Below are 19,400 nucleotides of genomic sequence, written 5' to 3' on the forward strand. Positions count from 1 at the left end.
CGGATCGGAGACTTTATATGTGTGGCATTGCAGGAATTTTTCTCAAGAAATCAGCCGACCGCGCTTATGTGGATACAGCTACGGATATCATGCAGAAAGCCATTTTCCACCGGGGGCCAGACTCTTTTGGCGCCCATGTGGAGGATGACCGCGCGTTCCTTAATCGTCGCTTGGCGATTGTTGGTATCGCAGGTGGAGAACAGCCGATCTACGGTGCCGACAAGAAGGCGGGCATTGTCTATAACGGCGAGGTCTATAATTACCGGGAACTGCGTGAAGACCTGCGCGGCAAGGGCCATGCGTTTGCAACTCATACAGACACGGAAGTGGTGCTGAAAAACTACCTTGAAAAAGGTGTCGATAGTTTTGCCGACCTCGAGGGCATGTTCGGGCTTTGCATCTGGGACGAACGCAGTGACGAGATTGTGCTGGCGCGCGACAGCTTCGGGATGAAACCCCTGTATCTGTACGAAGATGCGGAGAAGTTTGTTTTTGCGTCGGAGTTGAATGCGATCCTTGAGGTGCCGGGCGTCGATGCGTCCCTGAGCGCTGACGGCCTGCAAAGCTACCTGACGTTCCGCTACTGTGTTGGCGGGCATACGCTCTTCAGGAATATCCGCCGCATTGAGCCGGGCACCTATGTCAAGCTGTCCCGCAAGGGGGCGTATCACTTCTCCTTTTCTGATTTGTCTGAGCTTCGGCCGGAGCCGTTTGCGGGAACATATGAAGAGGCGAAAGAAGAGCTGCACGCGCTTTTGCTGAAGTCGGTGAAGATGCACCTGATCGGGGAGGTGCCGATTGCGCTTCTGTTGTCAGGCGGGGTGGATTCATCGGTTCTTGCAGGCATCTTGCATGAGCTTGGCACCAATATGGAATGTTTCAACATCGGTTTCGATGAGGTGAACGAGTTTGAATTTTCCACGGCGGTGGCGGATAAATACGGCTTCAAGATGCATAATATCGAGCTTTCGGCTGCGGCAATGGAAAGTGAGTTTGAAGCGATCGTCTCCGGCCTTGATGAACCCATCGCGGACCCCGCCCAGATTCCGCTTCACATCCTGTCGCGCGAGGTGAAGAAGTCTGCAACCGTGGTGCTGTCGGGCGAGGGTGCGGATGAACTGTTTTGCGGCTATCCGCAATATTGGCGCTGCCGGGATGAGATTTCGCACAGCGCCAGCCTGCCGACCTATCTGAAAAACAGCTATTATTTCCTCAACAACAACCAGTACCTGAAGCAACCGGGCGGCAACGGCCTGTGGCCAACAACGCGCAAGTATTTTGCCGGCAGCACGACATTTGGTGCGATGTCCAAATACGACTTCAAGACGTGGGTGCCGGATAACCTGATGATGAAGGCAGACAAAATTGCCATGAAACATTCCCTTGAGGGGCGGTTCCCGTTCCTCAACAGGGAGATCATGAACTTTGCGCAGTCCTTGCCGACAGAATTCCTGCTGGGGCAGGACGGCACCAGCAAACGCCTGCTGAAGGATACTTTCGAACGCTTGCTGCCTTCCAAGGTGCTCAAGCGGCCGAAGATGGGCTTTACAGTGCCCACAGGCACCCTGCTGAAGCACTTCAAGGATTTATATCTGGACTCTATCAGCATGCTTCGGGACACTGAGGTGGACGAGTTTCTGGAACTGCAAAAGATCGAGGATTCTTTCACAAGCTTCCTGAACGGTCGCGATGATTTTGCGCTCCGCTGCTGGACGACCATGATTTTGTGCGTCTGGCTTGCGGGCAAAAAGAGAAGCCAGACCAGTTTTGGTCAGGATCGCGCAATCGCAAGCTAGAGCGCGCCGAGGAGGACAGCAATGTTCAGCCACTATTACGACAAAGACCGGATTGCTTCGCTGGTGGGGGAAGATAACCACCGCGGCGTTATTGGTGGTTTGTGGGAAGAAGTGGGGGTGATGCAGTTTGCGCTCTTGCGCCAGCATGGCCTGCGCCCCGACCATCGCCTGCTGGATATTGGCTGCGGCAGCCTGCGCGGCGGCGTGCACTTTGTACCTTTCCTTGATGCAGGTAACTACTGGGGCACCGACCTGAACCAGTCTTTGCTGGACGCAGGCTACGAGAAAGAGATTCTACCGCAGGACTGGGCTGAGCGGTTGCCGAAGGCACAACTGGTTGAAGATGCCGAGTTTGACCTGCCGGGTGTCACCGGCAAGTTTGACTTTGTGCTGGCTCAGTCCCTGTTTACACATTTACCGCTGAACCACCTGCGACTGTGTCTGGAGAAAGTCCAGGCCGCGGTCAGGGCTGGTGGCAAGTTTTTGTTCACCTATTTTGAAATTCCAGCGGATGCGGCTTATAGCCTGCCCTTCAAGCATAAGGTTGGCGGTGTCACAACCTTTGCGCACAAGGATCCTTACCATTACAAGGTGGCTGATCTGGAGTTCGCTACAAAGGGTACGGATTGGTTATTGGAAGAAGCCGGGCCTTGGGGGCATCCGCGCGCGCAGAATTGTGCGGTGCTGCGCAAGGTGGGCTCCGCCTGATTTTTGATCGTGATTTGACAGTGGCTCAGGCGCGCCGTGGTGCGCGCGGCCATACGGGTAAATTGAGAGGGTAGAAAAAGTGAAGGCTGTGATTTTGGCGGGAGGCCTCGGCACCCGGATCAGCGAAGAGACGCAGACGAAACCTAAGCCGATGGTGGAGATTGGTGGGCGTCCGATCCTTTGGCACGTGATGAAGATCTATGCGGCCCACGGCATTACTGATTTCATCATCTGCTGTGGCTATAAGGGCTATATGATCAAGGAGTATTTCGCGAACTATTTCCTGCACACCTCCGACGTCACCTTCGACCTCAAGAAAAACTCTATGGAGGTACATGAAAAGCGCGCCGAGCCATGGCGGGTTACCCTCATCGATACCGGTGATAGCTCCATGACCGGCGGGCGATTGCGCCGTGTGGCAGGCCACCTAGAGGGTGAGGAGCAATTCTGCTTCACCTATGGTGACGGTGTCGGCGATATCAACGTCACCGAAGCGGTCAAATTCCATAAGGAGCACGGCAAGCTGGCTACGCTGACCGCGACAGTTCCGCCCGGGCGCTTTGGTGCGCTGGATATTGGCAACAACGGCTCCGTCAATACCTTCAAGGAAAAGCCGAAAGGTGACGGCGCACGCGTGAACGGTGGCTTTTTTGTCCTTTCCCCCAAGGTGATCGACTATATCGAGGGTGATACCACAACCTGGGAACAGGAACCGCTGATGCGGCTGGCAAATGAAGGCCAGTTAATGGCCTATGAGCATGACGGTTATTGGCAGCCGATGGATACGCTGCAGGATAAAAACAAGCTCAACGCGCTGTGGGACAGCGGGAATGTGCCTTGGAAAATTTGGGAGTAAGTACGGGTGTTCGGTAACATTTATAGCGGCAAGAAGGTTCTGATCACCGGGCACACCGGCTTCAAGGGGACGTGGCTGACAACGTGGCTTCTCAAGCTTGGTGCCAGGGTTTATGGCATCTCGGACGAGATACCGACCACCCCGTCCATGTTTGAAACCCTGGGCCTTGAGGACCATATCGACCATCATTTCTGTGATATCCGCGACCTGGATGCGCTCAGGAAAATTATCCATGACGTCAAGCCTGACTTTCTGTTCCATCTGGCAGCGCAGGCGATTGTATCGGTTTCTTACGCTGACCCGCTCAAGACCATCAGCACAAATGTGATCGGCACAGCCAACATTCTTGAAAGCCTGCGTGGCCTCGAGAACGAGTGTTCGGCGGTGATCATCACATCAGACAAATGTTATGAGAATGTCGAATGGGAGTGGGGTTACAAGGAGACCGACCATATGGGCGGGCGCGATATCTACAGCGGCTCAAAGGGTGCAGCTGAAGTTATCTTCCACTCCTATCACTGTTCCTTCTTCGACGGCAAAAACGACCATATCAGGCTGGCAACGGGGCGGGCCGGCAATGTGATTGGCGGTGGCGACTGGGCAAAGGACCGTATCGTTGTTGACTGCATGAAAAGCTGGGCCGAAGGCAAGACGGTGGAAATCCGAAGCCCCGCGGCCACCCGACCTTGGCAGCATGTGCTTGAGCCGCTGAGCGGATATCTCACCCTTGGTGCACAATTGAGCCAGAACCGCGACCTGCACGGCCAGTCTTTCAACTTTGGCCCACAGGCGGAACAGAACCATACGGTGCTGGAACTGCTGGCCGATCTCAGCCGTCATTGGGATATCGAAGACATCGATAAAGCGTATCAGGTGACGGGCAATATCCCGTTCCATGAGGCGGGCCTTTTGAAGCTGAATTGTGACAAGGCGCTGTTTCACCTGAAATGGCAGGCCACGCTCAATTATCAGCAATGTGTGCAACTGGTCGGGGAATGGTACTATAAATTCTACCGCGATAAGGCCGACATGTTTGACTATACCAAAGCGCAGCTTGAGCAGTATGAAAGCGTGGCTGCACAGTCGTCGATCATCTGGGCGCAGCCATGATGTCAGAGACGCTGCCGGAAGGGATTGAGCTGACCCCGCTGAAACGTATCCACCACCCGCAGGGTGACATCTATCATGCCCTGAAGGCATCTGAAGGATCGTTCAGCGAGTTTGGCGAGGCCTATTTCACCACGGTCACGCAGGGGGAAACCAAGGGCTGGAAACAGCACACCCGCATGACTATGAATTTGGTCGTTCCTGTTGGTGACGTTACATTCTTTTTGCGCCACGTCGAGACTGGTCAACATATGGCCGTCACTTTGGGCGCAGACAATTATTGCCGCCTGACAGTGGCGCCAGGCTATTGGATGGCGTTCAAGGGGGAGGGAAGTCCTCTGAATCTGGTGCTGAATATCGCCTCGATCGAGCATGACCCGGGTGAAGCGGTGAATGTGGCACTGGAAACCTACCCGCTGGAGCGGTGACATGAAACTGGCAATTACAGGTAGCTCAGGGTTGCTGGGGTCCACATTGACGGGCATGGCGGAGGAGCGCGGTGTGCCCGCACACAGCCTTGACCGTGGCGCATTGACGGCCATGGGGCTGGTTGCCGCGCGCGAACAGCTACGCACGCTTGGCGCGGATACACTGGTGCACTGTGCGGCCAATACCGATGTCGAGTGGTGTGAGCAAAACGCACAAGCCTGCATGCGCGATAATGTCGGCCTGACCGAATTCCTGCTCAATGTGTGTGCGCCGCTCGGTATCAAATTTGTGTTTATCAGCAGCACGGGCATTTACGGCAATTATCAGGACAGGCCTTTTACCGACCATGACGCCGTGCACCCAACAACAGTGCATCATGCCAGCAAGTGGCAGGCCGAGCAGGTGGTGATGGCACTCAATGCGGCGCCGCTTGTGGTCCGTACCGGATGGCTTTTCGGCGGAGCGGCCAGTATGAAGAAAAACTTTGTTGCCAACCGTATCCGCGAGGCGCGCGGCTGTGGTGGGACCATGCAATCGGACCAGAGCCAATGGGGCAACCCGACCTATACTCTGGACCTTGCGCACCATCTGCTACGCTTCATTGAAGCCGGGCTGGTTGGTACGTTCAATTGTGTAAACGCGGGGCCGGCGACACGGTTCGATTATGTGTCAAGGATCGTGGCTTTGGCGGGTGAGCAGGTCGAGGTGCAGCCGACACCAGCCGCACATTTCAAACGCGTGGCGAAGGTTTCCCATAACGAAGCGGCGGTTTGCAGCAAACTTGAACAATTTGGCCTGTATGACATGCCGGATTGGCAGGAGAGTCTCGCCGCCTATATGAAGACGTTAGTGAAAGAGTTGGATAATGAGTGAGCATGTTGATGTGCTGGTGCTGGGGGCCGGGATTGCCGGGCTGGGCGCGGCTGAAAAAGCCAAACGCTGTGGCCGGGAGGCTGTGCTTTTCGAGGCGCAGGAAACAGCCGGTGGCCTTCTGGACAATTTTATTGTCAACGGCTTTCGGTTTGATAACGCGGTTCACCTCAGCTTCTCGGAAGACAAGGAAGTACGGGATATTTTTGACCGCACACCTTACCTTACGCATCCGACAGATTCATTCAACTTTGATGAAGACCGCTGGCTCAAACACCCTGTGCAGAACAACCTTTACCCGCTTGAAGCCGAAGACAAGGTTGAACTGATCGAATCCTTTCTCGCCCGACCTGACAGCATGGCATCCGATGACTATGGCAACTGGCTCCTGCATCAGTATGGTGAGAAGATCACCGACCGCTTTCCGGGCCGATATACGCGCAAATACTGGCAGACAGACGCCAGGAACCTTTCCACAACCTGGATCGGGAAGCGTATGCGCCGCGCCGAACTGTCGGAAATTCTGTATGGTGCTGTAACCGACCAGACGCCAAACACTTATTACGCCAAAGAAATGCGTTATCCGAAAGAAGGCGGCTATAAGGCATTTATCGAACCGCTGATCGAGGCGGCGACCATCCGCTGCGGGCACCGCGCGGTCGCCATTGATCTCAACGGTAAGTCAGTGCGCTTTGGCAACGGAAACGAGGTTACCTACACCACATTGGTTAACACGTTGCCATTGCCGCTTTTCGTGGCGCTGTGCGGTGTAACAAGAGGGCCACTGCACGATGCTGCCGCACAGTTGAAAGCCACGTCGATCGATCTCATCTCCGTCGGTTTCAACCGTAAGGTCACGGACTATCTTTGGTTTTACATGTATGACGAGGATATCCTCGCCAGCCGCGCCTACTCGCCGTCGATCAAGTCGCCGGCGAACGCGCCGGATGGGTGCAGTTCTCTCCAGTTCGAGATTTACAACCCAGACAGAACCAGCCAGCACCAACCGGATGATTTGATCGAAAATGTTCGTTATGCGCTTGCCAAGATGAAACTGGCCACGGAAGACGACATTCTGTTCATGCACCACAAACATTTACCGTGGGGCAATGTGATCTTTTTCAAAGAGATGGAAAAACACCGGCAGGTCATTCGCGACTTTATGGCGGCGCAAAAGGTTGAAACCTGTGGGCGCTTTGGCGAGTGGGACTACCTCTGGAGTCACCAGGCATTCCTCAGCGGATTGAATGTCAGTCTGTGACCCGTTAAGAGTGTAGCGAAGATCGCTGAACCATACTCCAACTGTTTCATGCAGGACGATATTGATGAAGAGTTTTTTTGAGGCCTTGTCTCGAGTAGATGTCTATGCCGAGGTCAGGGCCCGGCGTCACAAGGCCTATGCTCATGCGATAACGGGCTTCGAGACATCGGAGGCCGACCGTCTTGCCAATGCCTATGAAATGCTCGGCGCTGTTATCCGTGCCGACTGGGTTCTGGACTGCGGTGCAGGGCTTGGGGAAAACACGCTTGCCTTTGCCGCGGCCGACAACAAGGATGGTCGGGCATCTGCCGTTGTTGCGCTGGATACCTGGCTTGGCAATGCGGCCGACTGGGCGTCAGGGCATGCATTTCCACCCTATTACCACAACAATATGGGGATATATCAGGGTTTCCGGCGCTTTCTGGAGAATGTGAATTTCCATAAATTGTGTGACCGGGTTTTCCCGTTGCCGGGCGGATTGTCGACCCTGTCTGACCTTGCATGTTTTCACGGCGAGCAGCCAACAGTGATCTGCCTGACGGACCTGTCGCGGTTTGATGGCAGCAGGGACTGGCAGCTTGAGGTGCTGTGCGAACTCCTGGCGGATGACGGCGTGCTGTTTGGTGACGCCATCTGGTTCAGGGGGGCAAGCTTGCCACCGATGGTACACAGCTTTGTCTCAGGAGGCGTTGTTTACCTGTGCAAGTCAGGCGACATTTTCAAACACTTAAAAAAAACGCTGGTAACGCAGGGAACACAAGAGGCAACGCAGCCGCAGACACTCAACCTCACAGTCTGGCGTATGCAAGAGGGACACATCCCGACACACGAGTTGGATAGTTTCGACACAAATGCGCTTGCAACTGGCGCACCATGTTTTGTCCGGTCTGCACCCCAGACGGCGGCGAGCGGGGGCCAACTTCTTGATAGCATTAATCTACGCGGTAACGAGCGGCTGACAAAAAGAGTAAGCGGCGGCATACACGAAAGCGCGGAACCTCGGGTAATGGTGGCCAGGAATATGACGCTGGTGTGTGACGGCCCGTGTAACGAGGTGCCCAAAGTTTATGCGCTGGCAGCGAACGGCACGTTCGTCAACGATAGCGAAAACGTGGTGCTTCAGGGGCTTGCATCACAACTTCTGCGCCGGGGATCGGAACGCGGTACCTTTGACATGTGCTATGCAGGTACAGTGACCGAATGTGACATGCCGGTGCTCTATCTTGGCGGCGTCGCAAATTTCTACCATTGGCATGCCGATCATTTGTCTGCGCTTTATTATCTTGAAGAAACCGCAAAAGCGCTGGGGATTGAGCGCTTTAGGCTTGCGGTGAGCAACGTGAATGCCATTGCACGGGAGTCACTTGAGTTATTGGGCTATGTGCGCGGGGAGGTGATTGATATTACACATGCCGCGCTCAAGGCTCCGCTGGTGTTAAGCCTGATCAGGAATGCGGCGCCTACGCTGAATGCGCGCAGTAGCCGTATCTTTGACAGGGCAGTCGTCAGGTTTGGCGATACTGAAAAAGAGGCACCTCTCAATACCCCGGAGTATATTTACCTCACGCGGTCTGACTCGAACCGGCGCCGGGTCACGAATGAAGACGAGCTTTTCAAGGCGCTTGAGCCGCTGGGCTTCAAGCTGGTTCGCGGCGCGGAACTGAGCTACCTTGAGAAAGTACGGATGTTCTCAAAGGCCAGGTGCGTGGTGTCTCCGCATGGTGCAGGTATTGCCAATACCCTTTTCAGCCCCCCGGGGTGCGGTGTGCTGGAGATGTTCAATCCTGGCCCCGCTAACAACCTCAACGGACGGTTGCTGATGTCCAAGGGGCACTACTATAAATATATCATCTTTGACACCCCCCATCAGGGACCACAGGACTTCGCGGTCGATGTTGATCTGGTGGTGCGGGAGACCACCAGCCTGCTCAAAGCGGTGAACGGCGGATGATCTCTTTTTCAACGACGTGAATTCGAAGGGCTGGGTCCATGGGTAAGATTCTCGAAAACATATACTTTCTTGTTGCCAAGCAACGCTCGGGTACGCAGCTGTTTACCTCTTTGCTGAATCAGCAGAATAGTATCCGGGTGACAGGGGAATTGTTTCACCGCCGCCATGAGGGGCGGCACCGCTTTTTTTTCGAAAAACGGCAGGAGTTTTTCCGTGAGGACCCCAGCCTGACCTTGCCATCACCCGAGAACCAGCGGGTGATTTTTCGCAAGTACTTTCAGTTCCTCAAAGAGAATTTGATGGGTAACCCTGACAATGCCTTGGTGGTTGATGTCAAATACTCCTCATGTCACCATTTCAATACATACTGGCAGTCTCCGATGGAGGCACCGCACATGGCGGCGCTGGCACAGGGGCAGGGTGTCGGCATCGTGCATTTGATCCGGCGGAACCTGCTGGCCAATTATTGTTCAAGCCTGCTGGCACGTGCCAACAAAAACTGGTCTGCCGTTGATACCAAGCGGGCGATCAGGACCGTTGAAGTGCCGGTTGACCTCCTGCTGCAGGAGCTGGAACGACGGGACGGAGAAGTGCGCTTCTATAGAGACGCCTTCCGGGCCTGCCGCACCTATGTTGAGGTTGACTATGAGACCTTGTTGTCACCCGAAAATACTATTAGCGAGGAGGCGGTGGAAAAACTTACCATTGCCCTTGACCGGCGGATTGAGCCGACACTGACGCCAGGAACACGCAAGACCGCAGCCCCCCTGAGTTCCCTGATCAGCAACCATGATGAGGTCAGGGAATGTCTGGAGGGGACCCGTTTCAGCCATTTTCTGGACTGAGTGATTTTCGGCGCAGTATAGTTCATCGGCGGCATAGGGCGTCAGGCTGGCCCAGCCGCCCGTGACGGGCAGGAAAGGACGCCCTGCGACCGTTTCAGCGATGAAGGGAAAGTTGTATCAACCCGCCAGTAGGGCTTCAAACTCGGTTCCGGTCAGTACCTTTTTTACCTCATCAAAGTTTTCAATGCTTTGCGCAAGTGGCGGCGCAATCTTGATAAGGCTGGGTTTCTTCGGCAGACCTTTTATGCCAAGAAAGCTTTCCGTCTCTTGCAAAAATGCCGGAGCGAAGTTCTCTCCATCGAACATTTTTTCGTAGATGACGGTCAGGCAGTTGGCGCGTGCAAGCATCTGCTTGAAGTGCTGGTGCTCCTGCGTGCGGCGGGCCAGTGTTTGCGCAAGGCCATCGGTCGGTACCTCCGCGGAGCGATGCTTGATGCGGCTGGCATCGCTGGTGGCCCATACCTGATTTTTCATAGAGAGCAGGCTGGAGACATAAGTTGCCAGCACATTTTCGCGCACGATGTGGATAATCTTGAAGTTTCGGCGGATGAACTGGCGAAGCAGGAAGGGTGCCTGGCTCCAGTTATGCTCGCCCGTCGACAGGGCACCTTGGAGAAAATTATATTTACAATCAAAAAGCAGATAGTCGCTATCGGGCGACTTGATGGTGTCCAGATAGGTTAGATAGTCGTCAAATAACTGAACACTGTTTTGCTCGCTGGGGATAATGAGGCCGATGTCGTCTTTGACCCGCTCTTTCAGGAAGTGATAATAACACTCCTTCATATGCGCGTGACGGCCCAGGAACACCTCGCCAAACGCCGAGATGTTGGCATGTTCTTCAAGAAGTGCGCGCAATACCGTGGTGCCGGAGCGCTGCGTACCAATCACGGTGATATAGTCTGTCAAAGTCTGGGCTCCGAACGTATATTTATTGTACGGCTGTCCGCCTGCTGCCTGTCTAGTTTAAAGCCGAAAGCATTACAACAGGCTTTTGGCCGTGAATTATAAGCCGGTTTTCATGAACTTGACGGGTTATTGCAGGCCCTCCTGCGCTTTTTTCAGCCTGAGACGCGTTTCAGCCACCTTTAATTGCTTTTTCAGCAGTGCGTGTTGTTCCGAGAGGGTCTCAAAGTGCTGTGCAGTGCGTTGGGAGCGTTCGATGGCGGCGTCGATGAAGGGGGCAAACAGGGTGTAGGATTTTTCCAGTTCGCGTTTAATCTGGTCGATGTCGGCGAACGGTAGCGGTGACGTTTGCAGCAGCTTGTCAAGATTGTCGATTGTGTCCTGCATGGCAGGAGATATTCCGTCGTCGCCCCCGGGTTTGGCTTTTCTCTTTGTGGGCTTGAGAACCGCGTCGATTGCCGCCCTGTGCCGCATCGCTGTTTTGGCGGCGTCCGACCAGCCCAGGGCTGTCAGGGCTGCTTCGACAGCCTTGAAGGGGGACTTTGTAAAGTCAGCATAGGGCAGCACATGTGTGTTCAGGCCTTTTACATTGACCACTGCGTCCAGTGTGTAGGCAAGCCATAGAAGGGCTGCACGGTCGATCTCTTCGCGGTCCCTGCGCACCAGTGACATGATGGTGTCATGGGGATTCCGGGCAACAACCACAAAACCGGTCTCAAGGTTAGGTAAATTTGTCCGCACGTCATCAAGTGCCTCAAGCCACAGCGGCAAGGTTCTGCATAGCCGCGGGTCCTTGATCACCAAAGCGTCGGATGTTTCCAGTTGACCTGCCAGCCGCGTCCCGATCAGGCGTCGGTTGGGCAGCAGGGCGGCATTCTCCTGCAACTCGGCGATATCAATAGGGCGCGGGTCGCGCCAGTGCCGCTGTGTAGTGGTCAGAATCTCTTCATTGCAGGCAACGTAGACTTTGTCTTCCCAATAGCCGTGGGGATTTCCTTTGTTGGCGGGTAGCAATGTGTCGCCAACGTCAAATCCAGCCTGATGAAACGCGTGGGTTACAACAGAGGTGCCGCTGCGATGAGGGCCGACGATGAATAATATTCTTTTTTTCATAACGTTTTGAATTCGTTGCTGCTGTTGGTGTTATTGGCCGGTGTGCTTGTTCGCGCCATTTTGCATGGCTCACGTGCCCCTGTCCATAACGGTGGTGTCGAATTCTGTTTTCTAGGTGGTATGGTTATCTGCCTTGCCCAGAAGCTCACGGGTTCTGGCAATATGATCGGGGGCGGCGCTGCTGCAGCTTTGCACCATATACCGGTAGGCGGCTTCGGCGATATCGAACCGTAACTGCGAATTCTCATAATACCGCCTCAGCCCGGCGTGCCAGCCTTCCGTGCTGTTCTCCGTGAGCAACCCGGTGATACCTTCTGTAACGCTTTGTGCCTGTTGCCCGACATTTGAACAAAGGGTCGGTACCCGGACCGCCGCTGATTCCAGAAAGCGGATATGGCTTTTGCAGGCATTAAACGGCGTGGCGGTCAGCGGGATGATCTGGATATCGAACGATGCCAGTGCGGCGGGTAGGTCAAACCATGGTACTTTTGCGTGCTGCATGATCTGGGTCGGAAGCCGTTTCGTCATTGATTCCGGGATCCTGACGTCCCCGATGCAGTGCAACTCCGCGTCTGGATGCTCGGAAAGAAATTGCTCAATGGCTGGCAGCGCCACGGTAAGGTCGTGGTCGTGGCTGGCGGAACCGGCAGCATAGCCGATAATAAAGCGACCCGCGTTGGCGTGCGCCGCTTCGTAAGCCTGTGCGGACGCCGCCAGTTGCTGACGGTTCAGGACGTTTGGCACCACATCCGCATCCTTGTGGTAAAACACCTGCAGGCGGTTGGCAAGTTCCGGCGTCGCCGCCAGAAACGCATCGGCATAGGCCATAATATCCAGATAGCTGGCGGGTGGTATGTCCCAGCTTTCAAGCCGCCAATCCTCAAGTTGTTCCCGGTCAAAAAGCAGGTCGTCAATGTCATACAGTATCCTGCAGCCGGTTTTTTTTAAGGTGTGCAGAAACGGCATGCTGGCGGGGTCCTGGGCCGAAAGGCGTTGCAGGACCACGGGGAAAGGTGATTTCCTGACGTCGCTGAAAAAGCCTTCGGGGGGAGCCTTGAAATCTATCATGCACACCTGTGCGAAACTTTCGCACACCTCGGCCAGATGGTTCGCGCGGTATCGTTTGGTGTTCCTGTTGCCCATGAAGGCGGGCACTATGTATAGCGCAGGCTTTGTGTCTGGCCTCGCCTTCGCTTTGCCGGGCGAAGATGTTGTCGCCGCATGAGGGCTACGCCCTTCGGCTTGTCCATGCAGGATATAATGTAAAAGCGGTGGCAAACCGGCATCTACCACATCGGGATAGTTGCGGCAGTAAAAGGCAGCGTCAAACCGGTCGTTCAGCGACAGCCAGGCCATTGCCATGAAAGCGCCGGGCGGCAGAACAAGTCGGTGCTTGCGGGCATATCGTATCGCTGCCCAAAGAGGCCCTGTAGTTGCCATTGTCTGCTTAATAACGTCCCATAATTGTGTGCATCCGCTAGCCGGAGCGTTCACGCATGAAGTCATCCTCGTAACGAATGATGTCGTCTTCACCAAAATAGGTGCCGGTTTGCACTTCGATAAGGCGCAGCAACCGTTCACCCTTGTTTTCCAGCCGGTGCCGTGTCTTGACCGGCAGGAAAACAGACTCGTTGGCCTTCAGGGTCAGGATATCGTCGTTACGGGTGACCGTTGCCTCACCTTCCACCACCACCCAGTGTTCGGCCCGTTTGTTGTGGGACTGCAGGCTGAGGCGTTTGCCAGGGTAAACACAAAGTTCCTTGACCTGAAAATGGCTGTTGATCGCAAGGGAGGTGTAAAACCCCCAGGGACGATAGACCGTTGTGTGCAGTTTGGCTTCATCGCGGCCCTCTTTCTTGAGAGCATTGACGATGTTCTTGACGTTCTGGTCCTTGTCCTTTGGTGCAATCATGACGGCATCATCGGTGGCCACCACCACAAGATTGTTGATGTCTGTCGCGGTGATCAACCGACCATCGGAATGGACAAAGCATCCCGATGAGGCAAGCAAGGTCACATCCCCATGGGTGACATTGTCGCGGGCGTCTTTTTCGCCCGTGTCATGCAGCGCGGAAAAGCTGCCAAGGTCCGACCAGCCGATGGAACAGGGCACCACAGCGGCCCGCGTCGTCTTTTCCATGATGGCATAATCGATGGAATTGTCGGGCACGGCGGAGAATTCCTTTTCCGGCAACCGGTGGAAGTGCAGGTCTGGTGTGATGGCGTCAAACGCGGTTTTGCAGGCATCGAACATTGCGGGCTCACAGGCCCGTGCTTCCTCCAGAAACTGTTGAGCGGAAAACATGAACATGCCACTGTTCCAGAGATATTCCTTCGAGGCCAGATAGGCTTGTGCGGTTGCAGCGTCCGGCTTTTCTCTGAAACTGTTGATCAGATGTGCCCCTGCCGCGCCCTCCACCGCTGTGCCCGGTTTGATATAGCCATAGCCGGTTTCTGCGGATGTCGGGTGGATACCAAAGCAGGTCAGATATGCGTTGTTCGCGGCGGCGGCGGCACGTTCCACAGCTTCGTGGAAGGCCGGTACATCGCTGATCAGGTGGTCGGCTGAGAGGACCAGAATTTTGGCCTCTGGGTCCGTTTGCGCTGCCTCAAGCGCGGCGATAATAACCGCAGGTGCCGTGTTGCGCCCCATGGGTTCGAGGATGATTTTACCGAGCGGCAGGTTGGCGTCTCCTGCCTGCTTGGATAACAGGAAACGGTGTTCGCTGTTTGCGATGATGATGGGTTCCTTGAAGCCGTAGCGGCGGGCGACGCGCTCAAGCGTTTGTACAAAAAGGCTTTTATCTCCCTTGAGGGGCAAGAACTGCTTGGGCATGCCGGAACGCGACAGCGGCCAAAGGCGACTGCCGGAGCCACCACACATAATAACGGGGTAAATGCCTGAAAACATAAAGAATGTCCTGAAGTATAATGAAATATGGCCCGTAGTTTCTTCGGCTTTTGAACCGGCGTCAAGTTGCCATGGTCCAACGGCGCCACCACGGTGTGCGCAGCCGGTTATGAATATTGTAGTTGCAGCACAAAACAAGTGTATTTTAAGCTCGCATTTGCTACACCGCTAACAATAAAATTCTAGCATTTTTAATTACATAATGCCGTAGGTGTGTCGTTTAAGCACGGGAGAGGTTTTTTGCAGCCCGATATATTTTCCCTGGGGTCGACAATACTCGTCTCAGCAGATAGGTCCGTTGCGGAAGGTCTGCATGCCGTCCTGTCTGATGGCAAGGACGTCGAGCTGCAGCCTAGTTCACTGACCAATGCCATCGCAGGGATTAACCTCCTGTGCAACGGTGATTTCACTTCCGCCGATATCCCCTTTCGTGCGTCGCAGCCTGAGGTGGGGATTGGCCGGGATATCAGTGCCGAGTGGACGCTGGCCGACGCCAATGTGGCATATGCGGCGCTACCCGATGGCGTGCAGGACGCCCGTGTTGTTTATACCGACCCGGTACACGGTGATATGCTACCTGTCTGTGAACGGGTCGATTTTGTTTTCTCCGCCATGATGGCTGCGCACCGGTGTGGTGTCGCGCTTGAGGCAGAGTATTTCGATGCCGCCCATACGCCGCTTGGCACTGCTCGTGCCGAGTGTGGGCTGTTGCCCACTGGCGGCGCGGCGTTGGAGCAATACGCGCTCAGACATGTGCATTGCTGTGTGCCGGAAGGTGGCTGTTTTGTTCGGCTGTCGTTCCATATGGAGAACGCTGCCGGAACGGACGGGGCGTATCTCTTTTTTGCCTTCACACGCTTTTATGTCTCTCCCGCGCGTCTGACGCGGGGCTGGACGGACCGTCCCGTAGACCTGTTTCCGCTTCTGGCTGCACATCAAAACCATAACAATGTAATCCTGCGGCCGAAGCATTCGCTGACCCGGTTTGGTGAACAGGCGTCGGTCACGGTTTCCGTGGATGGTGAAGCGGTGGCGGACCCGTTGGTGCTGACACCCGCGCCTGTCGTATCAGATGGGATCATGCTGCGGGGACGCCGGTTGAATATCATCCTCAATCATCCCGATGAGCAGAACCTGACAGGGGCCTATGGTGATTTCAAACGGCCGAGTGCAGCCGGGGTGCAGGTGCTGGTGGACGGCACGCTTGATACACTCGCCTTCGCACACAAGACAACGCGGCCCGACATCAGGGACCTTTATGTCAGGCTTAGCCCCACGCTGTATGACGGCAAGCCACATCATATTGTTGTGCGTAGCTTTGAAGGACAGGTATTCGCCCAGGATGTGCTGATCCTGTCGCCCCAAAGTTTCGACCTTGAGACCGTGAAGGAGCACACCCGCGCGCCCTACAAGTCGCAGATGAGCGCGCTGGCAGGTCTCCGGTATCGCTCACTGCAGGCGCAAATGGCGTCGGCGGGTAAGCTTGGCGTACAAGGTGTCGCGCAGGTTGGCTATTGCCATGAGGTCGTGGTGCAGGGCTTTGAACGCAATAGCGACTTCCGTCCGCTTGTGTTTCCTGCCACAGACAAGCCGGAAGTGTCGGTCATTGTGCCCGCGCATAATAAATTTGCGGTTACCTACAACTGCCTTGCCGCTCTGCTGCTGGCCTACAATGAAGCGACTTTCGAGCTTGTGGTGGTTGATGATGGTTCGAGCGACGAGACCATCAAACTTGCTGATTATGCACAGAATATCACGGTTGTGCGACATAATGAGGCGCAGGGTTTCATAGGGGCCTGTAATGCCGGGGCCGCCGCCGCAAAAGGCGACTATCTTGTATTCCTCAATAATGATACCGAGGTCACCTACCGTTGGCTTGATGAGCTTCTGTTCTCTTTCCGCCACTTTGCCGGGGTCGGGCTCGTGGGTGCCAAGTTGATATATCCTGACGGCGTGCTGCAGGAAGCGGGTGGTGTTGTGTGGGCCGAGGGCAAGGGCTGGAACTATGGCCGCCATGGTAACCCGCATGAGCCAAAATATAATTACACACGCCCTGTGCACTATTGCTCGGGCGCTGCCATCGCCGTGAGCCGCAAAGCATGGGGCGATGTGGGCGGCTTCTCGACCGAGTATGCGCCAGCTTACTATGAAGATACCGACCTTGCGTTCTCGCTGCGGGCGAAGGGCTATAAGACGCTTTATAATCCGCTGTCGGTGGTGGTGCATTTTGAAGGCCTGTCGAACGGTACCGATGAAGCGGCATCCACAGGTCTGAAGCGGTATCAGGAAATCAACCGGCCCAAGTTCACCAAAAAATTTGAGGCTGTCCTAGCTGGCGCGCCGGAGGTTGGGGAAAACGCGGACCTCTATAAAGACGAAGGCGTGGAGAAACGCGCCCTGTTTATCGATTATCAGGTGCCGCGCACGGACTATGACGCCGGCAGCTATGCTGCTGTTCAGGAAATGCGCATGATGCAGGCCTTGGGCTACAAGGTCACATTCCTGCCCGATAACCTCGCGTGGCTCGGAAAATATGTCGAGCAGCTTCAGCGGATTGGCGTGGAGGTCATTTATTCACCGTTTTATGTATCGACAGAAGAGTTCCTGCATGAACGCGGGAACGAGTTCGATGTTGTGTATATGACCCGCTATTATGTGGCGCAGGACAACATAGACCTTGTGCGCCGCCATGCGCCGCAGGCAAAGGTTTTGTTCAATAACGCGGACCTGCATTTCCTGCGCGAGGCTCGGGCGGCGGTGCTTTCAGGTGATGCGGATGCATTGGTGGCGGCGCGAAAAACCCGCGATGACGAGCTGGCGGTGATGGAAAAGGTTGATCTGCTACTGAGCTATAATGAGGTCGAACACGCCGTTGTGCTGAGCCATAATTTTGAAAAAACCCGCATTGCAAAAGCGCCTTGGGTGGTGGATGTGTCGTCTGACGTTGCGTCATTTGAGGGCCGGTCGGATATCGCGTTTTTGGGCGGCTATGGCCATCCACCGAACATTGAGGCCGTGCAGTATTTTGTCACCAACGTCATGCCGCTTGTACGCGAGAGCATGCCGGGGGTGGCTTTCCACATCTATGGCAGCAATATGTGCGACGAGGTGCGGGCCCTTGCCGCGGATGACGTGCATGTCATCGGACATGTGAAGGATGTCGCAGAGGTTTACGCACAGCACCGCGTTTTTGTCGCGCCGCTCCTGAGTGGTGCGGGCATCAAGGGCAAGGTGCTGGCGGCCATGGCGCACGGTATTCCGGCGGTGCTGTCGCGCATTGCGGCTGAGGGCACGGGCGTGCGCCACGGGTATGACTGTGAGATCGCAGGCACGCCTGAGGAGTGGCTGCGGTCGCTTGAGCATTTGTACACGAACCGGAAGGCATGGGGCGATATTTCCGAACGATCGCGCAGCTTTATTGGCGAGGGATATTCCTTTGCCAGGGCATGCGCGGATATGCGTGCCGCCCTCAACATGGTTGATGCGCCGTTTGAAACGGAAGATACCGGCCTTGTGATAACGACATCTACGATGGACCTTGAGCCATAACCGGCTCCGCGTGGATAGCTGAAAGGATTGAGCAATGGCAATTTTGGTGACAGGCGGCGCGGGGTATATCGGCAGCCACATGGTGATCGAACTGGTTGAGAACGGTCATGACGTTGTGGTGCTGGATAATCTTGTTACTGGCTTTCGCGACGCGGTGGCGCCTGAAGCAACCTTCATTGAGGGTGACGTCAGTGACGCGGCCATGCTTGACAGGGTATTCCAGACCCATCAGGTCGACGCTGTCATCCATTTTGCTGGCTCCATCGTGGTGCCGGAATCGGTCGAAAACCCGCTGAAATATTATGGCAACAACACGGCCGCCAGCCGCACCTTGATTGAAGGGTGTGTGCGCCACGGTGTGAAGAAGTTTATCTTCTCATCGACCGCTGCCGTATACGGCGACCCGGAAGTGGTGCCAATTGGCGAGGATGCAGACCTCAAACCTGTTTCTCCTTATGGCACCTCCAAATGGATGACCGAACTGATGCTTGCGGACGTCGTCGCCGCGCATGATTTTTCCTATGTCGCGTTGCGCTATTTCAATGTGGCGGGCGCAGACCCCAAGGGCCGAACGGGGCAATCAACGGCGAACGCCACCCATCTGATCAAGGTTGCGTGTCAGGCTGCCCTTGGCCGCCGCTCGCACCTTAGTGTGTACGGCGACGACTATGATACGCCGGACGGCACTGGCCTGAGGGACTATATCCATGTCTCTGATCTGGCGGCGGCGCACCGGTTGGCGCTGGGCTGGCTGGACAGAGGCGGCGAGAGCGGAGCGATGAACTGCGGGTATGGGCACGGCTTTTCCGTGCTTGAGGTCATCGAGGCGGTCAAACGCGTCACTGGCGTGGATTTTACAGTCAAGATGGAAGGGCGCCGCGCGGGAGACAGCCCCAAGGTTGTGGCGAAGGCCGACAAGATCCGCAGCACACTCGGGTGGCGGGCAGCCCATGATGATCTCGACACCATCGTCGCGCATGCCTTTGCGTGGGAAAAGCGGCTTAAGCAAGGCTGATGATCCATAGGCATGGTGTCGGGGCATGAAGGTCGGGCCGTAGCGTCCGGCCTTTTCAATTTTTGCTGGTATTTTAGCTCACC

The 19,400-nt window shown here is 55.4% G+C and carries 15 protein-coding genes; 11 read left to right on the forward strand and 4 right to left on the reverse strand.

From position 1 onward, the window contains the following. Positions 1 to 17: 17 nt before the first annotated feature. The 9 genes from asnB (at position 18) to OEU85_RS02515 (ending at position 9,823) form a co-directional block, all read left to right on the forward strand. Entirely contained in the window at positions 18 to 1,796 is a 1,779-nt protein-coding gene (gene asnB, locus OEU85_RS02475) for an asparagine synthase (glutamine-hydrolyzing) (protein ID WP_262689851.1), read from the forward strand. Positions 1,797 to 1,817: 21 nt separating this feature from the next. Further along, positions 1,818 to 2,504 (forward strand): class I SAM-dependent methyltransferase, encoded by a 687-nt coding sequence (locus tag OEU85_RS02480; RefSeq protein ID WP_262689852.1) that lies wholly within the window; start codon positions 1,818 to 1,820, stop codon positions 2,502 to 2,504. 79 nt (positions 2,505 to 2,583) lie between these two features. Beyond that, a complete protein-coding gene (gene rfbF / locus OEU85_RS02485) occupies positions 2,584 to 3,360 on the forward strand; it encodes a glucose-1-phosphate cytidylyltransferase (protein WP_262689853.1) in 777 nt (258 codons plus the stop codon). A gap of 6 nt (positions 3,361 to 3,366) precedes the next feature. After that, the gene (gene rfbG, locus OEU85_RS02490; protein WP_262689854.1) at positions 3,367 to 4,470 is read left to right on the forward strand and encodes a CDP-glucose 4,6-dehydratase; all 1,104 of its coding nucleotides are present in this window, start codon (positions 3,367 to 3,369) and stop codon (positions 4,468 to 4,470) included. Next, positions 4,467 to 4,895 carry a dTDP-4-dehydrorhamnose 3,5-epimerase gene (locus OEU85_RS02495; RefSeq protein WP_262689855.1) on the forward strand — a complete coding sequence of 143 codons (429 nt, stop codon included), beginning with the start codon at positions 4,467 to 4,469 and terminating at the stop codon, positions 4,893 to 4,895. Before rfbG ends, OEU85_RS02495 begins: the two co-directional genes overlap by 4 nt. A 1-nt stretch (position 4,896) precedes the next feature. Then, positions 4,897 to 5,769, forward strand: coding sequence for an SDR family oxidoreductase (locus OEU85_RS02500; RefSeq protein WP_262689856.1), 873 nt, complete (start codon positions 4,897 to 4,899; stop codon positions 5,767 to 5,769). After that, on the forward strand, positions 5,762 to 7,027 hold the full coding sequence (locus OEU85_RS02505) for a protoporphyrinogen/coproporphyrinogen oxidase (RefSeq protein ID WP_262689857.1): 1,266 nt from the start codon (positions 5,762 to 5,764) through the stop codon (positions 7,025 to 7,027). The genes OEU85_RS02500 and OEU85_RS02505 overlap by 8 nt, the downstream gene beginning before the upstream one ends. A 64-nt stretch (positions 7,028 to 7,091) precedes the next feature. Next, complete coding sequence (locus OEU85_RS02510; RefSeq protein WP_262689858.1) at positions 7,092 to 8,978, forward strand: glycosyltransferase family 61 protein; 1,887 nt, start codon at positions 7,092 to 7,094, stop codon at positions 8,976 to 8,978. Between the two features lie 38 nt (positions 8,979 to 9,016). Further along, positions 9,017 to 9,823 (forward strand): hypothetical protein, encoded by an 807-nt coding sequence (locus OEU85_RS02515; protein ID WP_262689859.1) that lies wholly within the window; start codon positions 9,017 to 9,019, stop codon positions 9,821 to 9,823. Between the two features lie 117 nt (positions 9,824 to 9,940). Here OEU85_RS02515 and OEU85_RS02520 read toward each other — a convergent pair whose 3' ends face one another. The 4 genes from OEU85_RS02520 to OEU85_RS02535 form a co-directional block, all read right to left on the reverse strand. After that, on the reverse strand, positions 9,941 to 10,732 hold the full coding sequence (locus OEU85_RS02520) for a sulfotransferase (RefSeq protein WP_262689860.1): 792 nt from the start codon (positions 10,730 to 10,732) through the stop codon (positions 9,941 to 9,943). A 126-nt stretch (positions 10,733 to 10,858) separates the two neighbouring features. Further along, positions 10,859 to 11,842 (reverse strand): sulfotransferase family protein, encoded by a 984-nt coding sequence (locus OEU85_RS02525; protein ID WP_262689861.1) that lies wholly within the window; start codon positions 11,840 to 11,842, stop codon positions 10,859 to 10,861. Between the two features lie 111 nt (positions 11,843 to 11,953). Beyond that, positions 11,954 to 13,282 (reverse strand): glycosyltransferase, encoded by a 1,329-nt coding sequence (locus tag OEU85_RS02530; RefSeq protein WP_262689862.1) that lies wholly within the window; start codon positions 13,280 to 13,282, stop codon positions 11,954 to 11,956. Between the two features lie 37 nt (positions 13,283 to 13,319). Beyond that, complete coding sequence (locus OEU85_RS02535; protein ID WP_262689863.1) at positions 13,320 to 14,753, reverse strand: mannose-1-phosphate guanylyltransferase/mannose-6-phosphate isomerase; 1,434 nt, start codon at positions 14,751 to 14,753, stop codon at positions 13,320 to 13,322. Positions 14,754 to 14,993: 240 nt separating this feature from the next. On the opposite strand from OEU85_RS02535, the gene OEU85_RS02540 reads away from it, so the two are divergent. Continuing rightward, positions 14,994 to 18,302: a glycosyltransferase gene (locus tag OEU85_RS02540; protein ID WP_262689864.1), complete on the forward strand. Its 3,309-nt coding sequence runs from the start codon at positions 14,994 to 14,996 to the stop codon at positions 18,300 to 18,302. Positions 18,303 to 18,336: 34 nt separating this feature from the next. Further along, positions 18,337 to 19,317, forward strand: a complete 981-nt coding sequence (gene galE / locus OEU85_RS02545) for a UDP-glucose 4-epimerase GalE (protein WP_262689865.1) — start codon at positions 18,337 to 18,339, stop codon at positions 19,315 to 19,317. The last annotated feature ends 83 nt before the right edge of the window (positions 19,318 to 19,400 follow it).

This window comes from Kordiimonas aestuarii, from assembly GCF_025574465.1.
GTDB lineage: Bacteria > Pseudomonadota > Alphaproteobacteria > Sphingomonadales > Kordiimonadaceae > Kordiimonas > Kordiimonas aestuarii.